Source organism: Roseovarius sp. MMSF_3359, assembly GCF_030733385.1.
In the GTDB taxonomy this organism is placed as follows: Bacteria; Pseudomonadota; Alphaproteobacteria; order Rhodobacterales; family Rhodobacteraceae; genus Roseovarius.
The window spans coordinates 32319-55644 of the sequence record NZ_JASHJC010000016.1 but is presented as its reverse complement, the minus strand read 5'-3'; the positions used below and the strand labels follow the sequence as shown (position 1 = coordinate 55644).

Sequence of the window (23326 nt, the reverse complement as noted above, 5' to 3'; positions counted from 1 at the left end):
TCGCGGCGGGGGGCCGGTAAAAAAGATGTAAGTCAGGTTCATATTTCGGGGGGACGTTTTTGCGGCCAAAGCGTCCGGCGGTGATAGGCCTGGCCGAGGGTCAGGACACCCTGATCGTCGCCATGCCGCCCGATGATCTGCATCCCCATGGGCAGGCCATGGGCGCCGAACCCTGCTGGCACCGCGAGGGCTGGCAGGCCGACCAGGCTCGCGGGGATCATCACCTCCATCCAGCGGTGATAGGTATCCATCCCCTGCCCCGCGATCTCGGTCGGATAGGCGGTGTCGATGGCAAAAGGCCAGACCTGCGCCGTAGGCGCTGCCAGCGCATCGTAGCGATCGAAAAGGGCTGCGGCGGCGCGGAACCATTCGGTGCGGATTTCGCTGGCGGCCTGCACCCCCGCCGCGCTCAGCGCCATACCGCGTTCGGCCTCCCAGATGGCCGTGTCCTTGAGCTGCGCCCTGGTATCCGGGCGCGCCATCAGGGGCGCAAGTCCAACGGAAACCGCCCAACTGCGCAACACGGTCCAGCTTTCCCAGAGGGCATCGCGGGAAAATGGCACGGGGATGGCTTCGACCTCACACCCGGCCTCGGCAAAGACGCCCAAAGCGGTCTCGCAGAGATCGAGAATGCCCGCCTCCATCGCCCAAGCCCCACCCCAATCGCGCAGCCAACCGATCCGCTTACCGCGAATTTCCGCATCCTCCGCACTGAAATGGTCCGCCTTCAACCCAAGAGGCTGACGCCCATCTGGCCCCGCCATGACGTTCAGCAACAGGGCGATATCCGCCGGGCTGCGCGCCATGGGGCCGTTGGTCGAAATCTGGTGAAGGTAGCCATCGCCCGCGGGTTCCGCCGGCACCCGCCCCCATGTGGGCCGGAAGCCATAGACATTGTTCCACCCCGCCGGGTTGCGCAGGCTGCCCATCATGTCCGACCCATCGGCAATGGCGGTCATGCGCGTGGCGAGCGCCACCGCCGCGCCCCCAGACGACCCGCCGCAGGTCACGGCTCGGTCATAGGGGTTGCGGGTGGCACCAAAGACCGGGTTGAACGTGTGGCTGCCCAGGCCGAATTCCGGCGCATTAGTCTTGCCGATGAAAATCGCCCCGGCGGCCCGCATCCGCGCCACGTGCAGATCGTCGGCAACCGCGACGCGATCGGCGAAGGCGGGGGAGCCTTCGGAGGTCACAATCCCCGCCACATGGGCGAGATCCTTCACCGCGACCGGAAGCCCATGAAAGGCCCCCCGGTCCGCGGCCTGATCCGCCGCCCGCGCCTCGGCAAGCAACACGTCAGCGTCCCGCAATGACACGACCGCATTGACCGTGCCATTGACCACCGCGATCCGGTCGAGGGTGGCCTCCATCAGCGCCTCGGCGGTCACTTCGCCCGTCGCCATTGCGGTGACAAGCGCGCCCGCGTCCATTTCAAGAAGATCGTCCATCACCGCAGGCTAGTGGCGACGGGGCCGAATACAAGCCCCTGTTTCAGCCGTCCTGCACCGCCGGGATTGTCAGCCGTCGCCCTGCGCCTCGGCACGGGATTTGCCGCTGACATCAAGCGCCAGCGTGGCCGCCATGAACGGATCGAGATCGCCGTCCAGAACACCCTTGGTGTCCGACGTCTCGTGGTTCGTGCGCAGGTCCTTGACCATCTGGTAGGGCTGCAAGACGTAAGACCGGATCTGATTGCCCCAACCCGCGTCACCCTTGCTTTCATGGGCCTCGGTAATTGCCGCATTCCGCTTGTCGAGTTCCAGCTGATAGAGCCGCGATTTCAGCGCCTTCATCGCGATGTCGCGGTTCTGGTGCTGCGATTTCTCCGAGCTGGTCACGACGATGCCCGTCGGGTTGTGGGTGATCCGCACGGCGGAATCGGTGGTGTTGACGTGCTGCCCACCCGCGCCCGAACTGCGGTAGGTGTCAATGCGGATATCGGCCGGATTGACCTCGATCTCGATATCGTCGTCCACCACCGGATAGACCCAGACCGAGCAGAAGGAGGTGTGCCGCTTCGCCGCGCTGTCAAACGGGCTGATCCGCACCAGCCGGTGCACACCGGATTCCGATTTCAGCCAGCCATAGGCATTGTGGCCGCTGATCTTGTAGGCGGCGGATTTGATCCCGGCCTCGTCACCCGACTGTTCCGACTGCAACTCGACGGTATAGCCCCGCTTTTCGGCCCAACGGACATACATCCGCGCCAGCATGCTGGCCCAGTCACAGCTTTCGGTGCCACCGGCCCCGGCATTGATCTCGAGGAAGGTGTCGTTGCCGTCGGCCTCCCCGTTCAAAAGCGCCTCAAGCTCCTTGGCCGCTGCGCGCTTGGCGAGTACCTTCAGCGCCGCTTCGGCATCGGCGACAATCTCGGCATCTTCTTCCATCTCACCCATCTCGATAAGCTCGACGCTGTCGCTCAACTCCTGCTGTATCGCATTGTGCGTGTCCATTGCATCGACAAGGCTCTGGCGGTCCCGCATCAGCTTCTGCGCCTTGGTCGGATCATCCCAGAGGTTCGGATCCTCGACCCGCGCGTTGAACTCCTCCAGCCGGTGCTGCGCGGTCTCCCACCCCATCCGCTGGCGCAACAGCTCCAGCGATTTCTCGATCTCGGAAACAAGGGTCTGGGTCTCGGCGCGCATTCGGGGGGGTCCTGACGGGATTGGTGTTTCTGCTCAGTTTCGGGTGATAGCGCAGCACCGTGCGACGGGCAAGATCACGCGCGATGCACCCTCAATAAAGCCCGCCCGAGCTCAACGTCCCAAAGGTGGCTTTTTCGCCCACCTGCCCAGTCCCGCCGGTCGAGGTAGTCACGTCGCGGATCTCTTCGCTTTCGCCGACACTGAACAGCTCCAGATCGGACCCCATGGCAAAGCCACCGTCAAACATCAGGCCAAAGATCGGGTCCTCGCCATCGCGGAAATACTCCGCCACCACGAAGTCGCCTTGCGAATCCGGCGACAGGCGCGCGCCGGTATAGCGGTCGATCTTAATGAAATGACCGCCCGGCGGGACACGGAATTCACTGCCGCCATACTTGGCCACGGCCTTGGTCATGAATTGCTGAAACACCGGGCCGCACATCGTGCCGCCATAGGCGCCCCGGCCCAGAGTGCGCGGCTGGTCATAGCCGATATAACAGCCGGCGACGATATTGCTGGTGAAGCCGATGAACCAGACATCAAGCGCATCGTTGGTCGTGCCGGTTTTGCCTGCCGTTGGCACCGGCAGGTTGACATGACGCGCCGCGGTGCCGCGTTCCACCACGCCCCGCATCATCGAGGTCAACTGATAGGCGGTGATCGGATCCATCACCTGCTCGCGGTTGGACAAAATTCGCGGCCCCTGCGACGCAGGCAGCGCCGGGTTGTCACAATCCACGCAGTCGCGGGTATCATGGCGATAGACGGTCTTACCGAACCGATCCTGCACCCGGTCAACGAGCGTGGGCTCCACCCGTTCGCCGCCATTGGCAAACATGGCATAGGCCGCCACCATCTTGTAAAGCGTTGTCTCCTCGGAACCGAGGGAGTTGGCGAGGAAAGTGCTCATGTAGTCGTAAACGCCAAACCGTTCGGCATATTGCGCCACGGTTTCCATCCCGACTTCCTGCGCAAGGCGGATGGTCATCAGGTTCCGCGATTGTTCGATCCCGGTGCGCAGCGGCGTCGGCCCGTAGAACTTGTTCGACGAGTTGCGCGGCCGCCAGAGGCCCTGCGGCGTGTCGATCTCGATCGGGGCGTCGATAACGATGGTCGCGGGCGAATAGCCGCTATCGAGGGCGGCGGCATAGACGAAGGGCTTGAAGCTCGATCCCGGTTGCCGCTGCGCCTGCGTGGCGCGGTTGAAAACCGAGTTCTGATAGGAAAAGCCGCCCTGCATCGCCAGGACACGACCGGTATTGACGTCCATCGCCACGAAACCGCCTTGCGCCTCGGGCACCTGCCGCAGGGTCCAGCGGATGAAGGTATCGCTTTCGTCGTCTTTCATCCGGCGGACATGGACGACATCGCCGGGCTCAAACGTCTGCTGGAAATTGCCGGGCAACCAACCGATATCCTTGCGCGGAATGACCTGCGGCTCGGTCTCGGTATTGGCGACGCCATCGACGCCGATCCGCATCTGCTCGTCACCGATTTCCAGCACAACCGCCGGGTACCAATACCCATCAAGGTCGATGTCCCGCGCCACGTCCAGCTCGGCCAACGCCTTCCGCCAGGCAGGCTCATCACCCAGCAGTTCGGCAGGCAATGTCTTGCCCGTGCCGCGCCATTTGCCCTGCGCGCGGTCATATTGCTCTAGCTGGCGCTGAAGTGCGTCCGCCGCCTCAACCTGCATTTCCGGGTCGATCGTCGCGCGCACGCTGAAGCCGCCGGTAAAGAACTCCCCCTCGCCGAAATCCTGGCTCAACTGACGGCGAATTTCGTCGGTGAAGTAATCCCGGGGTGGCAGGGCCTTGGCGAAGGGTTCAAAATCGCCGTTCTGCACGCTGCGCAGGGGCGCTTCGACTTCGGCCAGATAAACGTCCTGGTCGATATAGCCGTTTTCGCGCATCTCCTTCAGCACGAAATCCCGCCGCGCCAGCAGGCGTTCTTTCTGCCGGACGGGATGATAATCACTGGGCGCCTTGGGCATCGACGCAAGGAACGCCGCCTCATGGGGTGCCAGTTCAGCCAGCGTCTTGTTGAAATAGGTCTGTGCCGCGGCGGCAACGCCATAGCTGTTCTGACCCAGGAAGATCTCGTTGAGGTAGAGCTCAAGGATCTTCTCCTTGCTCAGCGTATCCTCGATCCGCGTGGCCAGGATGATCTCCTTAATCTTCCGTGCGATCTTGCGGTCGCCGGACAGAAGGAAGTTTTTCATCACCTGCTGCGTGATGGTCGAAGCCCCGCGCACATCGCGGCCCCGGGTCCGGACCGCTTCATAAGCGGCCGCCGCGATCCCGCGCGCATCATACCCGCCGTGGCTATAGAAATTCTTGTCCTCGGCCGAAATGAACGCCTGCTTGACCAGATCGGGGATCTCTTCGGCCGGAGTGAACAACCGCCGTTCCTGCGCAAACTCGTCGATGATCCGCCCCTCGCCCGAATAGATCCGGCTGATCGTCGGAGGCGTATAGTTCGCCAGTGAATCGTGGCTTGGCAGGTCCTTGCCATAGATGTGGAACACCGCGCCAATGCTGAGCGCGATCAACATGATGCCAAGGGTCATCACGCTGAAAATCGTGCCGAAAAAAGATGTTATTGCACGTAGCACACCACGCCCCACTCATCGTTAACGTCCATATAGGCATCCAGCGGCGCATCGTCAAAACACGATAGGTTGCATCCTGCGCCGGTTTCCGCCCACCCCGTCATTGCCGTACCAGTTCCGCAGCCGCGGCATCGGCGATCGACCAGGCCTTCAGCCCATCGACAATGCCCTGCGCCAGTTTCTGCCGCCAACTCGCGTCCTTGAGGTTTTCAAGATCGCGTGGGCTGGACAAAAACCCCAGCTCAAGCAGGACGGATGGAATATCGGGCGACTTCAGCACGGAAAACCCCGCGGATCGGATTGGCCGCGAATTGATCGGCAGGTCGAACTCCCCGATGCCGAGGATCAGCGCCTCGGACAACACCTTGGCGCGGGGTTGCGTCTCCTGCCGCGCCAGGTCGATCAGGATATCCGCCACGACGTCATCGGTGCCATGCAGGTCAATACCTGAGAGGATGTCACCCCGGTCATGACGTTCCGCAAGCGCCGCGCTGGCCTTGTCCGACGCGCTTTCCGACAGCACGTAGGCCGTCACGCCCGTGGCCTGCCCTTCGGTGACCGCATCCGCATGCAGCGAAATCATCAGGTGGCCTCCCATCTGGTGGGCCAGCGCCACGCGGCGTTCCAGCGAAACGAACACATCCTCTTCGCGGGTCATCACCACCTCGAAACCGCCTGCCCGGATGAGCGCCTCTTTCAGCTCGCGCGCGAAGCTCAGCATAAGGTCCTTTTCAACCGCGCCACCCTTCTCTGCCCCCGGATCAATGCCGCCATGGCCAGGGTCGAGCACCACCACCAGGGGTCCGTCACCGGCCCCGCGGGGGATCATTCGCGCCGGTGTGCCATCCGCGGGCAGATCCCACCCCGGCATGTCCGGGGCCCCTGCCGCCGCGGCGAAAGCCTCGGGCGTGTCCTGGCGCAGCACAACTTCGAGATCGGCCGATCCGTCCGTCGCATCGACGCTGACGGCGGTTGTCTTCAGGACAAATGGCCCCTCCAGGTCGATCACCATCCGCGACCATCCGGGCCGGAACCCGCCCACGCGCACATTGCTGACCCGTTCGCTCTGGTCCAACTCGCGCGGGGCCATGTCGCCCCAATCGACCTCGCGGAAATCCAGCACGAGGCGACGCGGCGCATCGAGTGTAAAGGCCCGGTACGGCACGCCCTGCGACAGCTTAAGATCAACAATCACACTGCGCCCCTTGTCGGTGATCCCGCTTGCCGCCACATCAAGCCGCGCAAGGCCGGAAAACTCCTGCGCAAGGGCGCCAGCGCCAAAACCACTGACCACCAGGGCCAGAAATATCCTGATAAATCTGCTCATTCGCCGATCTTTCGGTCTTCTCTGGCGCAGGCTACACCAACCCGCACCGCTTTGCACCCGCCTACTGCGCCTCACCGGTGAAATTACACAACGCCTGTCTGCGCGCCCCGCTCCGCCATGAACTGGGCCAGCCGCCGCAACCCCTCCTCGATATCCGCCGTGGACCGGGCATAGGAAAACCGGATCGTACCGCCTCCACGCGCCGGATCGAAATCCAGGCCCGGCGTGACCGCAACACCGGCTTTTTCAAGGATCTCCGCCGCGAATGCCCGGCTGTCATCTGTCAGGTGGCTGACATCCGCATAGACGTAAAACGCCCCATCCGGTGGCGCGATCCGGTCAAAGCCCGCCTTTGGCAAGCCCTCCAGCATCAACGCCCGGTTCGCGCGGTAGACATCCATGTTGGCCTGCAACTCCGCCCCACACTCCATCGCTGCCAGCGCCGCCACCTGGCTTGCATGGGGCGGGCAGATGAACAGGTTCTGCGCCAGACGCTCGACGACCCGCACATGATCCTCGGGCACAACCATCCAGCCGATGCGCCAGCCGGTCATGCTGAAATATTTCGAAAACGAGTTGATCACATAGCACTCATCGCTGATCTCCAACGCGCTGACCGCCTTCGCCTCGTATTCGATACCGTGGTAGATTTCGTCGCTGATAAACTGCGCGCCCTGCTCGGCGGTCGCCGCCATCAGCGCCCCAAGCGCCGCATGATCGAGCATCGTGCCGGTCGGATTCGCCGGGCTGGCGACCATTACCCCGGACAAGTCGCGCCCCACCAAGTCCGCGGGCACCGGCTGCAGGCGGCTTTCCGCTGCGGTCTCGATGTCGACGGGAACGAGGTCCAGCGCCTTGAGGATCTGCCGGTAGCTGGGATAACCCGGCGCGCCGATGCCCACACGGTCACCGGCATCGAAAAGGGCCGTGAACGCCAGGATGAAGGCACCGGACGACCCTGACGTGACCACCACCCGGTTGGGCGAGAGGTCGATGTCATACCAATCCCCGTAGAGCTGCGCGATGCGCTTGCGCAGTGCCGGCAGCCCAAGCGCCACGGTATAGCCCATCGCGTCCTCGGTCATTGCCGCGCTCAACGCCCGGCGTGCGCCTTCCGGGGCGGGCGTCCCCGGCTGGCCCACTTCCATGTGGATGATGTGCCGCCCCGCGGCCTCGGCCCGGCGCGCATCCTCCATCACGTCCATCACGATAAAGGGATCAACCTGGCTCCGCCTTGAGTTCCGCATATATTTGTTCCTAACTGGCCACGAGACAGACACCCTTTCACAAGGAAAGAGACGACCCGTCAATGCACGTTCTTCGCCTTCTGATGATCTGCGCCCTGTTCTGCGTGACCACGGCCCTGCCCGCGCGGGCGCTGACGCTGCTGCGCGACCCGGACATCGAATATGCTTTGAAACAACTCGCCACGCCGGTGCTCAAGGCCGCGGGTCTCAGCCCGAGTCGCATCGACATTCTCATCATCGACGACCGGCGGTTGAACGCATTCGTGGTCGATGCCAATGCGATCTTCATCCATTCCGGCCTGATGCTGAAGATGGACAATGCCGCCATGCTGCAATCGGTGATCGCCCATGAGGCCGCCCATATCGCCAATGGCCACCTGGTGCGTCGCCCTATCGCCGCCCGCAACGCCCGCACCGCGGCGGGACTGGGTGCGGTACTCGCCGCCGCTGCCGCCGTGGCCGCTGGTGGTGGCGAAGCTGCCGGCGCGGTGGCTTTGGGCGCGCAGAACACCGCGCGCAGACTCTTTCTTGTTCATACCCGGGCCGAGGAAAACTCCGCCGATAACAGCGGCTTGCGGTACCTCGCCACGGCCGGGATTGACCCGCAGGGGGCCGTCGACGTAATCGACATCTTCCGCGGACAAGAGGCGCTTTCTTCCGCCCGGCAGGACCCCTATGCGCGGACCCACCCGCTCTCGGCGGATCGCTACCGTCTCGTCAAACGCCTCGCCGAAGGCTACAAGGATCGCGCGCGGCCCAACCCGCAGGCCGATTACTGGTTTGCCCGCGCCAAGGGCAAGCTCTCGGCCTTTCAACGCTCGCCGAAATGGACCCTGACCCGCGCTGGCGAAAGCGGATATGCCGACGTCAAGCTGATGCGGCAAGCCGTTGCCCATCACCGGAACTCCAAACTGCGAAAATCGCTCAAGGCGATGGATGCCGCGATCGCGCAACGCCCCAAGGACCCCTACCTGCATGAGTTACGCGGCCAGATCCTGATGGAAAGCCGCCAGAGCAAGGCCGCCGTCGCCGCCTATGCCCGCGCCGCCAACCTGGCGCCAAAAAACGCGCTGATCCTCGGCGCCTATGGCCGGTCGCTGCTGGTCACCGGTCAGACCAAGAAGGCGCAACAATTCCTCGAACGCGCCCGCGCCCGGGATGGCCGTGACGCACGGGTCCTACGCGATCTCGCCGCGGCGCATGCCAAACTCGGCAATAACGGCATGGCCTCGCTGGTCACTGCCGAACGCTACGCCATGCTGGGCCGTCTCAAGGACGCCGGCATTCACGCCAAACGCGCCTCCGACCTGCTGCCACGCGGCTCCGGTGGCTGGCAACGCGCCCAGGATGTGCTATCTGCCTCCAAGGCCGCCAAGAAAAGGAAATGATCCGATGAAACGCCCCCTGCTGACCGCCGCTGCATTTACCACCATGCTGGCCCTACCCGCCCAGGCCCTGGATCTCGACCAGATGAGCGAGGCCGAACGCGCCGCCTTCCGCGCCGAGATCCGCGCCTACCTGCTGGAAAACCCGGAGGTGATTATGGAAGCGGTCGATGTCCTCGAAAAGCGTCAGCAGCAGGCCCGCGCCCAGGACGATACCGATCTGGTGAAGGTCAATGCCGAGGATATCTTTAACGATGGCCACTCCTGGGTTGGTGGCAACCCGGATGGCGATATCACCCTGGTCGAGTTCATGGACTACCGCTGCGGGTACTGCCGCCGTGCCTTTGACGAGGTGGAAACCCTGCTCGAAAGCGACGGCAACATACGCTTTATCGTAAAGGAATTTCCAATCCTGGGCGAAGAAAGCACGCTGGCCTCACGCTTCGCCATCGCCACGCAACAGGTCGCCGGTGATGAGGCCTACAAATCCGTGCATGACACGCTTATGGCCTTCAACGGCGCCATCAACGAGGCCTCGCTGAGCCGCATCGCGGATTCGCTTGGCCTCGATCCGCACGCGATCACCGCCCATATGAACAGCGACGAGGTGACCAAGGTTATCGCGGAAAATCATGACCTTGCGCAGCGTCTTTCAATCAGCGGCACACCGTCTTTCGTGATGGCAAACCATATGCTGCGCGGCTATCTTCCGGCGGAAGACATGCAGCGCATGGCCGACGAAATCCGCACGCAATAAAACGCCTTACGGGATGGTGGGCGGGGCGTCGTTTCGCTGAAGGCGCAAACGCGCGTCGCACCGCCATCCCCGTAAAATCTACTCGGCTGCTTGAGCCGCCACCTCTGCGTCGATCTGCTCGGCCCGCGCCTCGACCTGTTCAACGATATGGTCGATCATCTCGTCATTGGACATCTTGTGGCTGGCTTTCCCGGCCAGGTAGACCATCCCGTTTCCGGCGCCTCCACCGGTAAATCCCACATCGGTCATCAACGCCTCACCCGGGCCGTTCACAACGCAACCAATGATGCTCAGGCTCATCGGCGTCTTGATGTGCTCCAGCCGTTTTTCGAGCGTCTCGACCGTGCGGATCACGTCAAACCCCTGCCGGGCGCAACTGGGGCAGGAAATGATATTCACCCCTCGATGCCTTAGCCCGAGGGATTTCAGCATCTCGTAGCCAACCTTGACCTCTTCGACCGGATCGGCGCTCAACGATACGCGCAACGTGTCACCGATCCCCATCCAAAGCAGGTTGCCCATCCCGATCGCCGATTTGATCGTGCCGGACATTAACCCGCCCGCCTCGGTGATCCCCAAGTGTATCGGCGCATCGGTGGCTTCGGCAAGTTGCTGATACGCCGCGGCGGCCATGAACACGTCGCTGGCTTTCACGCTGATCTTGAATTCGTGAAAGTCATTGTCCTGCAGGATGCGCATATGCTCGAGGCCCGATTCCACCATCGCATCGGGGCACGGCTCGCCATACTTGTCCAACAGGTGCTTTTCGAGCGATCCGGCATTGACCCCGATCCGCATCGAACATCCATGATCGCGCGCCGCCTTGATCACCTCGCGCACCCGATCTTCCGAACCGATATTGCCCGGGTTAATCCGCAGACAGGCCGCGCCCGCCTCCGCCGCCTCGATCCCGCGTTTGTAATGGAAATGAATGTCGGCCACGATCGGCACCGGGCTTTCGCGCACGATCTCCTTGAGGGCTTTCGCACTGTCTTCGTCAGGGACCGAAACGCGGACGATATCCGCCCCGACCTCCGCCGCCGCCTGCACCTGCGCCACCGTGGCCGCGACATCGCGGGTATCGGTATTGGTCATGGTCTGCACGGAAATCGGCGCGCCGCCGCCCACAGGGACGTCGCCCACCATGATCTGGCGGCTCTCCCGGCGGTAAATATTGCGCCACGGACGAATATGGTTGAGCGACATCGGATATGTCCCGTCATTTTGACCTGCTTACATCCTAGATACTGCGCCGATGGCCCGCCCGCAATGCACGGGGGCAAGATTGTCGCGCCACGTTAAGGCGTCAGCAGGTGCAAAAACTCTGAAATTCGGCGAGATCGGACGCAGCAGGTGTGCCGTGCCGTCAGATCATTCCTGCGTGGCGGATGCCGGCTGCAGCTCGGCCACGTAGCGGGAAAGGTCCTTGTCGCGGCTCATATCCGCCACGTCGAACGCGTCCATGAGCATCTTGGCATCCAGTGACAGACCCGAGATGACCGATCCACCCTCGCCCGCCGGGCCGTAATGCTGCCCATTGACCGCGAAATAGATCGCCCCGGATTCGCCTGCGCGCAACGTCGCGGGTTCTTCCGTTGTCGGCACCGCATAGCTTTCACCCGCATTCATGATGCCTTCGTAGATGACACTGCCATCCGCCGCCCGCACCCGGACCCAGGCGGGACGTACCGCCACCATCTGCACACCGGGTGCCGGATCAGCCACAACCTTGGGGCTGTTGACCGGCAAATCCTCGGTCACGACCGGCGCCACGTCAAAGGGCGAGCCATATCGGCCGGCGGTCACATAGGTCGTATCGGTTTCGGGCAATTGCGGGCGCATCGTGCCCACTTCGGACGGATCGAGCGTCGAGATCGGCGCATCCCGCGCCACCATCACCGGCACATCCAGCGCCTCGGGACGGTAAAGCCGGTCAAGACGATCATCCAGCGGTGGCTGGAAGACGCCGTCGGCCTCTGCAACCTCGGTACTCTCGGCCTGGGTCGTAAGCCCGTTGAGCGGATCGAGGTCCGACAGAACATCAGGCGTGTTTTCAACCGGCGCAAACTGAACCCGTTGCACTTCGTTGAGAACACTCCAGCCGCCATAGCCAATCCCGCCGATCAGCGCGACCAGCACAAGGGCCGAGCCGATCGCGCCCGGCTCGATCTGCGAGAACATGCCCTCGGACGCCGGAATGAACGGCGTGCCGGGCGAGACAAACGGATCGCTCCGCCCCACCGAACGCTTTACCGGTTCATTCGATTTGCGGATCGAGGACGCTTCGGCGGACATGCCGTGGGCGGTCGAAAAACCGCTTTCCTTGCAGAAATCGCGGAACGCCTCATCGGGGTCCATGTTGAGATAGCGGGCATAGGAGCGCACGTAGCCGGGGATGAACCCGGGCGTGTCAAATGCATCTGGATCGGAGTTTTCGATCGCGGCCACGTAATTGGCCTTGATCCTGAGTTCACGTTCGACATCGAGGAGGGATTTGCCCATCGTTGCGCGCTCACCGCGCATCGTGTCGCCCAGGCGCAATTCGAACGCATCGAAGCCGCGAACTTCGACCTCTTCCGTTTCCTCATTACGCGACGAACGACGCCGTATCATGAACGCTGCCTCTTACCAGTCCTGACTGCCCCCGGGCCCGAATTTGCCGATTCGAACTTCGCCCCTGTTCTTCAGGCTAAGCTAACACATCGCAAGCAGTTTTGCACGAGACCCTGACTAACCCGTTAATTCGGCACGATTTAGCGCACAATGCGACCAAAGTTCGTCCATTGCACGAACAAGCCGGTCCATTTCGTCCGGGCCGTGGACTGGTGACGGCGTAAAGCGCAGGCGTTCAGTACCGCGCGGGACCGTCGGAAAGTTGATCGGCTGGGCGTAGATGCCATAGCCTTCAAGCAGCATATCGCTCAGGATCTTGGTGTGTTTCGGGTCGCCCACGATCACAGGCACGATATGGCTGCCGTGGTCGATCAGCGGCAGGCCCAGCCCCTTCAGACGCGTCTTGAGGATCTTCGCCTGGGTCTGGTGTTGTTCACGCAGCGCATGGTCGCGCTTCAGGTGCGCAACACTGGCTGCCGCCCCCGCGGCAACCGCAGGCGGCAGCGAGGTCGTGAAGATGAAGCCCGGCGCGTAAGACCGCACCGCGTCACACATTTTCGCCGACGCGGCAATGTAGCCGCCCATCACGCCAAACGCCTTTGCCAGCGTCCCGTTGATGATGTCGAGACGGTGCATCAGGCGGTCACGCTCCGCCACACCGGCGCCGCGCGGACCATACATGCCAACCGCATGAACCTCGTCGATATAGGTCAGCGCGCCGAATTCATCGGCCAGATCGCAAATCGCCTCGATGGGACCGAAATCGCCATCCATCGAATAGACCGATTCGAACGCGATCAGTTTGGGCGTTTCGGGATCATCCGCGGCCATCAACTCGCGCAGGTGCGCGACGTCATTGTGGCGGAAAATACGCTTGGCCCCACCATTGCGGCGGACGCCCTCGATCATCGAGGCGTGGTTCAACTCATCGGAATAGATGATGAGGCCGGGAAAAAGTTTAGGCAATGTGCTCAGCGTCGCGTCATTGGCGATGTAGGCACTGGTGAAGAGCAGTGCCGATTCCTTACCATGGAGGTCCGCCAATTCGGCCTCAAGACGCTTGTGGTAGACGGTCGTGCCGCTGATGTTGCGCGTCCCGCCGGAGCCCGCGCCGGTGGCGTCGATTGCCTCGTGCATGGCGTCCATCACAACCGGATGCTGCCCCATGCCCAGATAGTCGTTGCCGCACCAGACGGTGATCGCCTGTTCGGTGCCGTCGGGGCGGCGCCACATGGCGTGGGGAAACTTGCCCTGTTCGCGCTCGATGTCGATGAAAGTCCGGTACCGGCCTTCTTCGTGCAAACGGTCGATCGCTTCATCCAGCTTGGCGGAATAGTCCACGCGCTTCCCCTCTATGTCGTGTCGGCAGCCGGACCCCGAAAAGGTCCGAAACATCCGATATTCTAACCAGTTGCGGTCAGCTTCGCTAGTTATACAAACCTTACCCGCCCGACAATAGTTACAAAATGTCGCTGCCCGTTCCTTGACTTGTATCAAGCCGCTGGACAGTGCCGCGCGGCCTGCTAGGTTCGCAGCCGATCTTTCACCTACTTCGGGGCCGCCTCCATGTCTCTTGACGCCGTTCTAAGCCGCATTGACGACCAACTGCCTGAGGCGCTGGAGCGTCTGATGGGATTGCTGCGCATCCAGTCTATCTCGACCGATCCGGCCTTTGCCGAGCCCTGCCAGGAGGCGGCAGACTGGCTGGTGGCCGATCTGCAAAGCATTGGTGCCAAGGCCGAAAAGCGCATGACGCCCGGCCATCCAATGGTGGTGGGCCATATCGACGGGCCCGGCCCACATCTTCTGTTCTATGGTCACTACGACGTGCAGCCGGTGGACCCGCTGAACCTCTGGAACAGTGATCCGTTCGATCCGAAACTGGAAGAGACCGACAAGGGACAGGTCATTCGCGGGCGGGGATCGTCCGACGACAAGGGGCAGCTCATGACCTTTGTTGAAGCCTGCCGGGCGTATAAAGAGGTGAACGGCGCGCTACCCTGTCGCATCACGTTTTTCTTCGAGGGCGAAGAGGAAAGCGGCTCGCCCTCGCTCATCCCGTTCATGAAGGAAAATGCAGAGGAACTGAGCGCCGATATCGCGCTCATCTGCGACACCTCAATGGTCGCCCCCGGTGTCCCGTCGATCGCCTCGCAACTGCGCGGGATGCTCAAGGACGAATTCACCATTCATGGGCCGCGGATCGACCTGCATTCAGGCCATTACGGCGGCCCTGGCCTCAACCCCCTGCGGGAAATGTCGCGCATCATCGCGTCTTTCCATGACGACCAGGGCCGCGTGGCGGTCGATGGGTTCTATGACGGTGTGCATGAGGTGCCCGACGAGTTGCTGCGCCAATGGGAAGGCTGCGGCTTCAACGAGGCCGATTACCTGAACTCCGTGGGCTATACCCAACCGCATGGCGAAAAGGGCTATTCCACGCTGGTGCAGCAATGGGCGCGCCCAACACTGGAGATCAACGGGATCTGGGGCGGCTACCAGGGCGCGGGCAGCAAGACCGTGATTCCCGCCGAGGCCCATTGCAAGATCACCTGTCGCCTTGTGGGCGACATGGATCCCGATGACCTGCGCGACAAGATCCGCGCCCATGTCGATGCGCAGCTATCGCCCGACGCCAAGGTGACCTGGGACAATGACCTCGAAGGCTCCCCCGCGGCGGTGATGAATATCGCGCGGCCGGAATTCGAAAAGGCGCGTCAGGCGCTCAGCGACGAATGGAACCGCGAGGCGGTGTTCTGCGGCATGGGCGGGTCGATCCCGATTGCCGGGTTCTTCAAGGAGATCCTTGGCCTCGATGCGATGCTGATCGGGTTTGCCAACGAGGATGACGCGATCCACTCGCCGAATGAAAAATACAACGTCGAGAGCTTCCACAAGGGGATGCGAAGCTGGGCGCGGGTGCTGGATAACCTGAGCCGCTGACCCACGGGGGCCGGTGGCGTTATTGCTGCGCCACCTGAAGCTGCGCCACCATCTCATCGGTGAATTCGGTCGGACCGGCCCCAAGCGCGAGGCCCGCGACCATGCCGATGACGAAGGGCAGCCGCGCGGGCTCGCTCAACACGCGAAACGCGGCCCGCTGCATTTTGAACGCAAAAAACAGCATCACCGCGGCAATCCCGAGAGCCACCGCCCCCATGAGCGGGTTGGTATAAGGCGTCAACACATCGAAGCCGTTCAGCCAGCCATGAATGTCGCGCATCTCTCCCATCACCCAGAAGGTCGCGAACATCAGCGCAAATCCCACGACAAAGCGCAGCGGAAGCAGGCCGCCCGCGCCTTTGGCCGGTCGTGCGGCCTTGGCAGGTTTCTTGGCCTTCTTGGGGGTGGCTTCTTGCACTATCTCGTCCGCAACACCCACCAACAGCCGATCATGCGCGGACTTCCCCTGCGCTTTTTCGATCCGCTGCAAGCGTTCCGTGAAACTTGATTGCGTCATGCCGCCCTCCGTTATTCCCGCTCTGATTGCGGGATGAATCAGGCCAGAATTGGGCTGCGTCGCGGAGAAACTGCGGAACTCCGATAGAATGCAGTCACTTAATCGGGTTACACATGGCCAGCACAAATCTAGCATGGGGCGCGAAATGGCACGCGAGACCAGCAAATTGACGATCCCCGGGTTCACCGATCACACCTTGTCTGCGGGCGATGTCGATATCGCCTATTCCCTTGGTGGCGACGGGCCGCCCGTGCTGCTGTTGCACGGCTATCCGCAGACCCGTGCCCTTTGGCGGCATATCGCGCCTGTCCTGGCGCAGACCCATACGGTCATCTGCCCCGACCTGCGCGGCTATGGCGAAAGTACCAAGCCTCGGGACGTCGCCGCCTATCGTTTTCGCAACATGGCCGCAGATCAGGTGGCGCTACTGCACCATCTGGGGTTCGCCTCGGCCTCGATAATCGGCCATGACCGGGGCGCACGGGTGGCGCATCGCCTGGCGCTCGATGCGCCTGACATGGTGTCGCGGGTGGCGTTGATGGACATCATCCCGACCCATACCCTCTTGGCGGAGCTACGCAAGGACGTGGCCACCGCCTATTATCACTTTTTTTCTGGCCCAGCCCGAACCCGGCCCCGAAGAGATGATCCTGAGCGATCCGGACCGGTATTATCACTCCTGCCTTCTGGGCTGGGGTGGTGCGACGCTCGACGATTTCGACCGGGAGCAACTGATGGCCTATCGCACCGCCTGGCGCGACCCGGAGACGACGCGCGCCATGTGCAATGATTACCGCGCCGCGATCCGGCATGATTTCGACGATGACGCGGAAGATCTTGGCGCACGCATCACCTGCCCCGCCCTCATCCTTTATGGCGCGCAGGGCGCGATGGCCCGCGCCTATGACGTCGCGGCGACATGGGAGATGAAATGCACGCAGATGACGGCGCAGGCAATCCCTGGGGGGCATTTCTTTCCCGACACCAATCCCGGGGACACGGTGACGGCCCTGCAAAATTTCTTGAGGTAACGGCCCCTATGCCACCCGTTTGAGCGCCAGGACCGCGTTCAGCCCGCCAAAGGCAAAGGCGTTGGAAAGCGCAACATTGACCTTCGCCTCGCGCGCCTCATTGGGGACCACGTCGAGCGCGCATTCCGGGTCGGGCTCTTCATAGCCGATCGTCGGCGCAATCACGCCATCCCGCAGCGCCATGATGCAGGCCAGAAGCTCCACCGCGCCGGTACCACCGATGCAATGCCCGTGCATGGACTTGGTGGAGGAGATCATGAGGTTGTCCGCATGGGGGCCAAAGACATCCGCCACGGCGGCGCATTCGGTCTTGTCATTGGCCGCGGTCCCGGTGCCGTGGGCGTTGATATAACCCACCTCTTCAAGCGTGATCCGCGCATCGGCCAGCGCGCCGCGCATCGCCCGCGCCGCGCCCTGTTTCGACGGCATCACGATATCCGACGCATCGGAGGTCATGGCAAACCCGGCCACCTCGGCCAGGATCTCGGCGCCGCGCTTGCGGGCGTGTTCATATTCCTCGAAGACGAACACACCGGCACCTTCGCCCTGCACCATGCCATTACGGTTAGCTGAAAACGGGCGGCAACCGTCCTTGGACATGACCCGCAGCCCTTCCCACGCCTTGACCCCGCCGAAGCAGAGCATGGATTCCGATCCGCCGGTGATCATCACCGGAGCCGATCCGCCATGGACCATCTGGAATGCCTGCGCCATCGCGTGGTTCGAAGACGCGCAGGCAGTCGAAACCGTGAAGCTCGGCCCCTTGAGGTTATACTCCATCGAGATGTGCCCGGCGGCCGCGTTATTCATGAGCTTCGGCACGACAAAGGGATGCACCCGGTTCTTGCCGTCCTCGTAGACCGAGCGGTAATTTTCGTCGAGCGTGGTCATGCCGCCACCGGAATTGCCCATCACGACGCCGGACTTCGCGGCAAGCGCGCCGGAAAACTCCAACCCCGACTGCGCTATCGCCTCTTGCGCGGCGATCAGGGTGAATTGCGTGAACCGGTCATAAAGCGCCAACTGCTGGCGGTTGAACCGGGTTTCGGCGTCATATCCGGTGACCTGTCCGCCGATGCGGATCGACAGCCGTTCGACATCGCGGAATGACAACTCGCCAATGCCACAGCGCCCTTCGCGCATGGCCTCCAGGGTATCCGGCACCGTGTGCCCAAGGGCATTGATCGTCCCGGCACCGGTGATGACAACCCGTTTCACGACTGCTCTTTCATCAGCGTTTCAATCCCGCTGATGATCGACGCCACGGTTGAAATGTCGAAATCGCTTTTCTGGGGCTCGTTAGCGTTGAACGGCACCGAAATGTCGAATTCCTCTTCGATGGCAAAGATGCTCTCGACCAGACCCAGGCTGTCAATCCCCAGGTCCTCCAGCGTGCTGTCCTCGGTCACATCGGAGGGTTCCAGCACCGCCTGTTCGGCAATAATCCCGATGACACGATCCTTGATGCTCATTCCTGTCGCCTTCCAGCTATGGTTGCGCCCGATTTAGTCGCTTGCATCCGGTTTTGAAACCGCTTTCTTCAGGTCCGCGACATCGTTGAACAGCCGCTTGAGGCGGCGCAGCCCTTTGAAGATCTCCATCGTGGTCTCCATCTTCATCGCCGGATAGCCCAGCATCACACGGCCCGCGGGGATGTTGGACAATACAATCGTGCCGCCGCCGGTGATGACATTGTCGCCGATGAAAATATTATCGCTCACGCCGGTCTGGCCGCCCAGAACCACGTTATTGCCGATCCGGGTCGACCCGGCGATGCCGACGCAGCCGCAGAGCAGGCTGTCATTGCCGATCTCGACGTTGTGGCCAACCATCACGAGGTTGTCGATCTTAGTGCCATTGCCGATGCGCGTGTCGCGGATCGTGCCGCGGTCGATCGTGCAGTTGGAGCCCAATTCGACATCATCCCCGATGCTGACCGCGCCGAGGGAATGAATACGGGTCCAGGCCTGCGACCTTGTATCGCCCTGGTCGCCCAGGGTCTGCCGCGCCTGCTCGACCGAGGATTTCTCAGGCGTGACATAGGAAAATCCGTCGCCGCCCACAACGGCGCCCGGCTGCGCAATGAACCGTTCGCCGATCTTGACCCGCGCGCCGATCCGCACCCCTTCGCGCAGGAACCCCATCGTGCCGATCTGCGCATCGGTCCCGACAAACGCCTGCGGCCCGATCACGGTGCCGGCGCCGATCCTGGCACCGGCGCAGACGACGGCCATCGGCCCGACGCTCACGCCCGCCCCCAATTCGGCGCGGTCATCGACAGACGCGGTCGGGTGAATGCCGTCGGCCCAGCCCTGTCCCGGGTCCATCATCGTCGTGAGACCTGACATCGTGTAGCGTGGCCGGGGCGAGATGATCGCCGCCTCCAACCCCAGGGATTGCCAATCCGCCCCGTCCCAGACCATCGCGGCCTTTGCTGCGCCGCTTGGCAGGCTGTCGGCATATTCGGGTTTCATGGCCAGCGCCAGATCACGCGCGGTAGCGTCGGCGGGCTCGGCCAGACCGTCGATTTCCATATCAACGGCGCCAAAGGCTTCCGCCCCAAGCGCCGTTGCAATCTGTTCTACTGTATAGGCCATGGCACTCTCCTCATTCGGAGAGTGGTTTAGCCCTGAACTCCGTCCAGCGAAACCCCTGCCTTGGACAGGGCTTTCCAAATTTTTCCGTCCCGGCCATAGACGTCGCGGCGGAACTGCGTCCGGCCCTTGGCGTGGGTGAAAGCAGTGCGGTAGGTGATGTGCACCGGCACAGGCTTTTCAAGCTGCACAACGGTCTCGCGCCCGGTATCCAGCTTGGCGTGGAAAAACGTCTTGGGGTCACGTTCCTGCTTCGACAGCATCTCGTAGGCGAATTCGAACGGCTGGTGCAGGCGGATGCAGCCATGGCTGAAATCCCGCTTCTCGCGCGCGAACAGAGCCTTTTCGGGCGTGTCATGCAGATAAATGTTGTACTTGTTGGGGAACATGAACTTGACCAGCCCAAGCGCATTACGACGCGACGGCGGCTGCTTGATGTCAAACGGGAAGTTGCGCTCGTTGAAGACCGAGAAGTCGATATTGGCGCGGCTCACCTTGCGGCCACTGGCATTATAGAGCTGCAGATGCCCCGCGGCATTGGGGTTCCGCTTCATCATCGGCAGGTATTCCTTGACCGCGATCGAGCGCGGCACGTTCCAGGTCGGGTTGATGACCAGGAACTCCATCACGTCGGAAAACTCGGGGCTGCGCCGGTCATGCACGTTCTTGCCCACCACGGCGCGGGTCTGGAACGAGACCCTGTCATTATCGACGATACGGGCGCTGAAATCGGTCAGGTTGACCAGAACGTGGCGGGCGCCGCGTTCCTTGTTCATCCAACGCTCCCGCTCCATCGCGACGATCACCGATTGAAGGCGCTCGGCCACCGACCGGTTGATCTCGACCATCGTGCCCTTGCCCACGACACCATCGGGGTTGAGCCCGTGGTCCTGCTGGAAGAGCTGCACGGCCTTCTGTAGCGGTGCGTCATATGTCTGGCTCGACGAACGACGCATATAGCCCATTGAAATCAGACGGTTGCGCAAGGCAACAACGGCACCGCCATTGGCCCCGGGCTTGAGCGATTTGGCGGGCACCTTCTGCCCCCAACCGCCCTGCCGCAGCAGTTTTTCGAGCCGCATCTTTTCCTTCATCAGGCGGGCATATTCATTGGTCGCGGGCGGCAGCGCCCGGAAGAAACTGCGCGGATTGTTGTTGGCAAAGCTCGCCAGATAGCTTGTCCGGCTGCGCAGCGGCACCACCCGTTTGATATCCCCATCCACCTGTGCGGGGGTCAGGACACCGGTCTGCATGTCGCGCGCAAGCTGTACGAATGTGCGACTCAACTCCACCTCGATCAACCCGCGTTCGCGCGGGGAGCGGGCCGCCTTCATCCGCGCCTTGAGACCCCTGGCATCATAGCGCGCCACCGGCAGGCCATGCCGATCCGCGCTGGAAATCGCCTTGAACAACTCCTGCCGACGCCGACGATCCTTGCCGCTGTTGCCGGTCCAGATGCCGCGGTATCCATTCGCCTGATAGAAATTGGCCAGGTCGCGATCTTTCGCGGCGGCCTCGGCAACGGCCTGTTTGAAAGCGGTCACCTGGGCATCGGCCTTGGCTGGCGCCAACAGGCACGCCGCCACAAACGCCATCGCGAAATACAGGCTACGGAAGACAGTCACTTGCATCGTCGAAATCATAAAAATCCCCTTGGAAACGGTCGCGGACGGAATAATCGTGGTGCTCTATCCCGCAGATTGTCAAAACAAGTCCAATCAAATCTTTATCACGGGGTTAATCGCGGATCGAATTGCGGCGAAAACGCATCGGAATTTACATCTTTTCAACATATTCAGGCGGTTTTGCGCAAAAATTCGCCGATCCTGTTTAATCCGCACCGTGCGGTCAAATCCCCCCTTGGTTGGTGATTCCATTTATGTCATAAAACTCCCGCATCTGGGGATGAGATGGCAGGCCTGCCGATAAAGGCGGGTAAACAGGTAAGCGACGGGACAGGCGCTAACTATATGACGGATAATAGCACAACGGGCTTGACCCGACGTGGGGTGCTTCGCGCATTTGCAGCGACAACTTTGATTGCAGCCCCGAGTTTTTCGAACGCGGCGGGATTGCTGCGTGGCGCAGGCGACATTCGCCGGCTTCGCATGACCTCTCCCCGAACCGGCGAACGGATCGACACCATCTACTGGATTGAAGGTGAGTACATCAAGGACGCGGTGAACGAGATTTCGCTCTTCATGCGCGACTGGCGCACGAACGATTCCCGGCCGATTGACCTGCGCACGATTGATATTCTCGCCGCCAGTCACAACCTGCTGGATGTGTCCGAGCCCTACACACTGCTTTCCGGGTACCGGACCCCGAAAACCAACAAGATGCTGCGCAGCCGGTCGCGCGGCGTTGCCAAGAATTCCCGCCACATGAAGGGTCAGGCCGCGGATCTGCGACTGTCATCTCGCTCGGTCGGGCAAATGTATCGCGCAGCGGTGGCTTGTCAGGGGGGCGGCGTCGGTCGCTACTCGCGCAGCAACTTCGTCCACATGGATTGCGGCCCGGTCCGCAGCTGGGGCGGCTGAGCAGCTTCGACTTTCTCGATGTAAAAGAAACCGGCTGACATGGCCGGTTTTTTTGTTTTTTGCGCCGCAAGAACGAGCGGAGAGTTATCCGAACTTGGCGTTCCGGGCAGCCTGCAGGCGGGCGAAGTCATCACCCGCGTGATAGGATGACCGGGTCAGCGGCGTGGCTGACACCATCAGGAACCCCTTGCCATAGGCCGCCTTTTCATAGGCTGCGAATTCATCGGGCGTCACGAAACGGTCCACACGGTGGTGTTTCGGCGTCGGCTGCAGGTACTGGCCGATGGTCAGGAAGTCGATATTGGCCGCCCGCATGTCGTCCATCACCTGGTGCACGGACTGGCGATCTTCGCCGAGGCCGACCATGATGCCGGATTTCGTGAACATCGTCGGATCCATCTCCTTGACCCGCTGCAGCAGGCGCAGGGAATGGAAGTAGCGCGCGCCGGGGCGCACCTCGGGGTAAAGCCCGGGCACGGTTTCGAGGTTGTGATTGAACACATCCGGTTTCGCCTCGACCACGATTTCCAGGACCTTCTGATCGCAATTCAGGAAATCCGGCGTCAGGATTTCGATCGTCGTCGCCGGACTGCGGTGACGAATGGCACGGATGGTCTGCGCGAAATGCTCGGCACCGCCATCCTTGATGTCATCGCGGTCCACGCTGGTGACAACCACATGGTTCAGGCCCAGCTTCTGTACCGCATCGGCCACCCTGCCCGGCTCGAACACATCCAGCGCCTCGGGCGGTTTACCGGTCGCAATGTTGCAGAAGGTGCAGGCGCGGGTGCAGACCTCGCCCATGATCATCATCGTCGCGTGGCCCTGGCTCCAACATTCGCCGACATTGGGGCAACCCGCCTCTTCGCAGACGGTGACCAGCTTGTGTTCACGCATAATACTTGCGGTCTTGCGATAGCCGTCCCCCGAGGGCGCCTTGACCCTGATCCAGTCCGGCTTGCGCGGTTGCGCATTGTCGGGCCGGTGGGCCTTCTCTGGATGTCGCTGCTCAGGGATCTTGAGGTCACGCACGAATTTTTCCCCGCAAAAGGTTTGGTAACACCTCTTATCTATACTGGGTGGCGGTGGAAAGTACCAGTTCTGCAGAGCTGCCAT

At 62.1% G+C, this 23326-nt stretch carries 20 protein-coding genes; 6 read left to right on the top strand and 14 right to left on the bottom strand.

All coding sequences use genetic code 11. The annotated features are described in order from the left end of the window. Positions 1–38: 38 nt before the first annotated feature. The 5 genes from RBB29_RS19110 to RBB29_RS19090 form a co-directional block, all read right to left on the bottom strand. Positions 39–1448: an amidase gene (locus RBB29_RS19110; protein ID WP_306116354.1), complete on the bottom strand. Its 1410-nt coding sequence runs from the start codon at positions 1446–1448 to the stop codon at positions 39–41. A gap of 69 nt (positions 1449–1517) precedes the next feature. Further along, positions 1518–2645 carry a peptide chain release factor 2 gene (gene prfB / locus RBB29_RS19105; protein ID WP_306116355.1) on the bottom strand — a complete coding sequence of 376 codons (1128 nt, stop codon included), beginning with the start codon at positions 2643–2645 and terminating at the stop codon, positions 1518–1520. A gap of 91 nt (positions 2646–2736) precedes the next feature. Beyond that, positions 2737–5259 carry a penicillin-binding protein 1A gene (locus RBB29_RS19100; RefSeq protein ID WP_306116356.1) on the bottom strand — a complete coding sequence of 841 codons (2523 nt, stop codon included), beginning with the start codon at positions 5257–5259 and terminating at the stop codon, positions 2737–2739. A 97-nt stretch (positions 5260–5356) separates the two neighbouring features. After that, entirely contained in the window at positions 5357–6583 is a 1227-nt protein-coding gene (locus tag RBB29_RS19095; RefSeq protein WP_306116357.1) for an N-acetylmuramoyl-L-alanine amidase, read from the bottom strand. A gap of 83 nt (positions 6584–6666) precedes the next feature. After that, positions 6667–7830, bottom strand: coding sequence for a pyridoxal phosphate-dependent aminotransferase (locus RBB29_RS19090; RefSeq protein ID WP_306116358.1), 1164 nt, complete (start codon positions 7828–7830; stop codon positions 6667–6669). Positions 7831–7892: 62 nt separating this feature from the next. Between RBB29_RS19090 and RBB29_RS19085 the strand changes: the two genes are divergently transcribed. Then, positions 7893–9218, top strand: coding sequence for a M48 family metalloprotease (locus tag RBB29_RS19085; protein ID WP_306116359.1), 1326 nt, complete (start codon positions 7893–7895; stop codon positions 9216–9218). A 4-nt stretch (positions 9219–9222) separates the two neighbouring features. After that, positions 9223–9972, top strand: coding sequence for a DsbA family protein (locus RBB29_RS19080; protein WP_306116360.1), 750 nt, complete (start codon positions 9223–9225; stop codon positions 9970–9972). Positions 9973–10050: 78 nt separating this feature from the next. On the opposite strand, the gene ispG is transcribed toward RBB29_RS19080, so the two are convergent. The 3 genes from ispG to hemA form a co-directional block, all read right to left on the bottom strand. Beyond that, a complete protein-coding gene (ispG, locus tag RBB29_RS19075) occupies positions 10051–11178 on the bottom strand; it encodes a flavodoxin-dependent (E)-4-hydroxy-3-methylbut-2-enyl-diphosphate synthase (protein WP_306116361.1) in 1128 nt (375 codons plus the stop codon). A 165-nt stretch (positions 11179–11343) separates the two neighbouring features. Further along, positions 11344–12585 (bottom strand): helix-turn-helix domain-containing protein, encoded by a 1242-nt coding sequence (locus RBB29_RS19070; RefSeq protein WP_306116362.1) that lies wholly within the window; start codon positions 12583–12585, stop codon positions 11344–11346. 117 nt (positions 12586–12702) lie between these two features. Then, a complete protein-coding gene (gene hemA / locus RBB29_RS19065; protein WP_306116363.1) occupies positions 12703–13926 on the bottom strand; it encodes a 5-aminolevulinate synthase in 1224 nt (407 codons plus the stop codon). A 225-nt stretch (positions 13927–14151) separates the two neighbouring features. On the opposite strand from hemA, the gene RBB29_RS19060 reads away from it, so the two are divergent. Beyond that, complete coding sequence (locus RBB29_RS19060; protein ID WP_306116364.1) at positions 14152–15528, top strand: M20/M25/M40 family metallo-hydrolase; 1377 nt, start codon at positions 14152–14154, stop codon at positions 15526–15528. 19 nt (positions 15529–15547) lie between these two features. Here the strand turns inward: RBB29_RS19060 and RBB29_RS19055 are convergent, their stop codons facing one another. Beyond that, the gene (locus tag RBB29_RS19055) at positions 15548–16045 is read right to left on the bottom strand and encodes a hypothetical protein (RefSeq protein WP_306116365.1); all 498 of its coding nucleotides are present in this window, start codon (positions 16043–16045) and stop codon (positions 15548–15550) included. Positions 16046–16190: 145 nt separating this feature from the next. Between RBB29_RS19055 and RBB29_RS19050 the strand changes: the two genes are divergently transcribed. Then, entirely contained in the window at positions 16191–16835 is a 645-nt protein-coding gene (locus RBB29_RS19050) for an alpha/beta fold hydrolase (RefSeq protein WP_371931526.1), read from the top strand. Beyond that, complete coding sequence (locus RBB29_RS22320; protein ID WP_371931525.1) at positions 16780–17076, top strand: alpha/beta fold hydrolase; 297 nt, start codon at positions 16780–16782, stop codon at positions 17074–17076. The genes RBB29_RS19050 and RBB29_RS22320 overlap by 56 nt, the downstream gene beginning before the upstream one ends. A 6-nt stretch (positions 17077–17082) precedes the next feature. Here the strand turns inward: RBB29_RS22320 and RBB29_RS19045 are convergent, their stop codons facing one another. Genes RBB29_RS19045 through RBB29_RS19030 form a run of 4 tightly spaced genes read right to left on the bottom strand, consistent with a single transcriptional unit; the run spans position 17083 to position 21301 of the window. Next, the gene (locus RBB29_RS19045) at positions 17083–18294 is read right to left on the bottom strand and encodes a beta-ketoacyl synthase (protein WP_306116366.1); all 1212 of its coding nucleotides are present in this window, start codon (positions 18292–18294) and stop codon (positions 17083–17085) included. Then, positions 18291–18548 carry an acyl carrier protein gene (locus RBB29_RS19040; RefSeq protein ID WP_306116367.1) on the bottom strand — a complete coding sequence of 86 codons (258 nt, stop codon included), beginning with the start codon at positions 18546–18548 and terminating at the stop codon, positions 18291–18293. Before RBB29_RS19040 ends, RBB29_RS19045 begins: the two co-directional genes overlap by 4 nt. A gap of 33 nt (positions 18549–18581) precedes the next feature. Beyond that, positions 18582–19673 carry a UDP-3-O-(3-hydroxymyristoyl)glucosamine N-acyltransferase gene (gene lpxD / locus RBB29_RS19035; RefSeq protein ID WP_306116368.1) on the bottom strand — a complete coding sequence of 364 codons (1092 nt, stop codon included), beginning with the start codon at positions 19671–19673 and terminating at the stop codon, positions 18582–18584. 26 nt (positions 19674–19699) lie between these two features. Continuing rightward, complete coding sequence (locus RBB29_RS19030; RefSeq protein WP_371931524.1) at positions 19700–21301, bottom strand: murein L,D-transpeptidase; 1602 nt, start codon at positions 21299–21301, stop codon at positions 19700–19702. Positions 21302–21640: 339 nt separating this feature from the next. On the opposite strand from RBB29_RS19030, the gene RBB29_RS19025 reads away from it, so the two are divergent. Beyond that, a complete protein-coding gene (locus tag RBB29_RS19025; RefSeq protein ID WP_306116407.1) occupies positions 21641–22210 on the top strand; it encodes a DUF882 domain-containing protein in 570 nt (189 codons plus the stop codon). An 84-nt stretch (positions 22211–22294) separates the two neighbouring features. On the opposite strand, the gene lipA is transcribed toward RBB29_RS19025, so the two are convergent. Then, positions 22295–23242 (bottom strand): lipoyl synthase, encoded by a 948-nt coding sequence (gene lipA, locus RBB29_RS19020; protein WP_306116369.1) that lies wholly within the window; start codon positions 23240–23242, stop codon positions 22295–22297. Positions 23243–23326: the final 84 nt, after the last annotated feature.

Bases quoted from the DNA above. Each gene is read 5' to 3' on its own strand.
- RBB29_RS19055 (WP_306116365.1), bottom strand. From the start codon at position 16,045: ATGACGCAATCAAGTTTCACGGAACGCTTGCAGCGGATCGAAAAAGCG.
- ispG (WP_306116361.1), bottom strand. From the start codon at position 11,178: ATGTCGCTCAACCATATTCGTCCGTGGCGCAATATTTACCGCCGGGAG.
- lpxD (WP_306116368.1), bottom strand. From the start codon at position 19,673: ATGGCCTATACAGTAGAACAGATTGCAACGGCGCTTGGGGCGGAAGCC.
- RBB29_RS19040 (WP_306116367.1), bottom strand. From the start codon at position 18,548: ATGAGCATCAAGGATCGTGTCATCGGGATTATTGCCGAACAGGCGGTG.
- RBB29_RS19090 (WP_306116358.1), bottom strand. From the start codon at position 7,830: ATGCGGAACTCAAGGCGGAGCCAGGTTGATCCCTTTATCGTGATGGAC.
- RBB29_RS19110 (WP_306116354.1), bottom strand. From the start codon at position 1,448: ATGGACGATCTTCTTGAAATGGACGCGGGCGCGCTTGTCACCGCAATG.
- RBB29_RS19070 (WP_306116362.1), bottom strand. From the start codon at position 12,585: ATGATACGGCGTCGTTCGTCGCGTAATGAGGAAACGGAAGAGGTCGAA.
- RBB29_RS19080 (WP_306116360.1), top strand. From the start codon at position 9,223: ATGAAACGCCCCCTGCTGACCGCCGCTGCATTTACCACCATGCTGGCC.
- RBB29_RS19025 (WP_306116407.1), top strand. From the start codon at position 21,641: ATGACGGATAATAGCACAACGGGCTTGACCCGACGTGGGGTGCTTCGC.
- RBB29_RS19085 (WP_306116359.1), top strand. From the start codon at position 7,893: ATGCACGTTCTTCGCCTTCTGATGATCTGCGCCCTGTTCTGCGTGACC.
- RBB29_RS22320 (WP_371931525.1), top strand. From the start codon at position 16,780: ATGGCCTATCGCACCGCCTGGCGCGACCCGGAGACGACGCGCGCCATG.
- RBB29_RS19050 (WP_371931526.1), top strand. From the start codon at position 16,191: ATGGCACGCGAGACCAGCAAATTGACGATCCCCGGGTTCACCGATCAC.
- RBB29_RS19095 (WP_306116357.1), bottom strand. From the start codon at position 6,583: ATGAGCAGATTTATCAGGATATTTCTGGCCCTGGTGGTCAGTGGTTTT.
- prfB (WP_306116355.1), bottom strand. From the start codon at position 2,645: ATGCGCGCCGAGACCCAGACCCTTGTTTCCGAGATCGAGAAATCGCTG.
- RBB29_RS19030 (WP_371931524.1), bottom strand. From the start codon at position 21,301: ATGCAAGTGACTGTCTTCCGTAGCCTGTATTTCGCGATGGCGTTTGTG.
- RBB29_RS19060 (WP_306116364.1), top strand. From the start codon at position 14,152: ATGTCTCTTGACGCCGTTCTAAGCCGCATTGACGACCAACTGCCTGAG.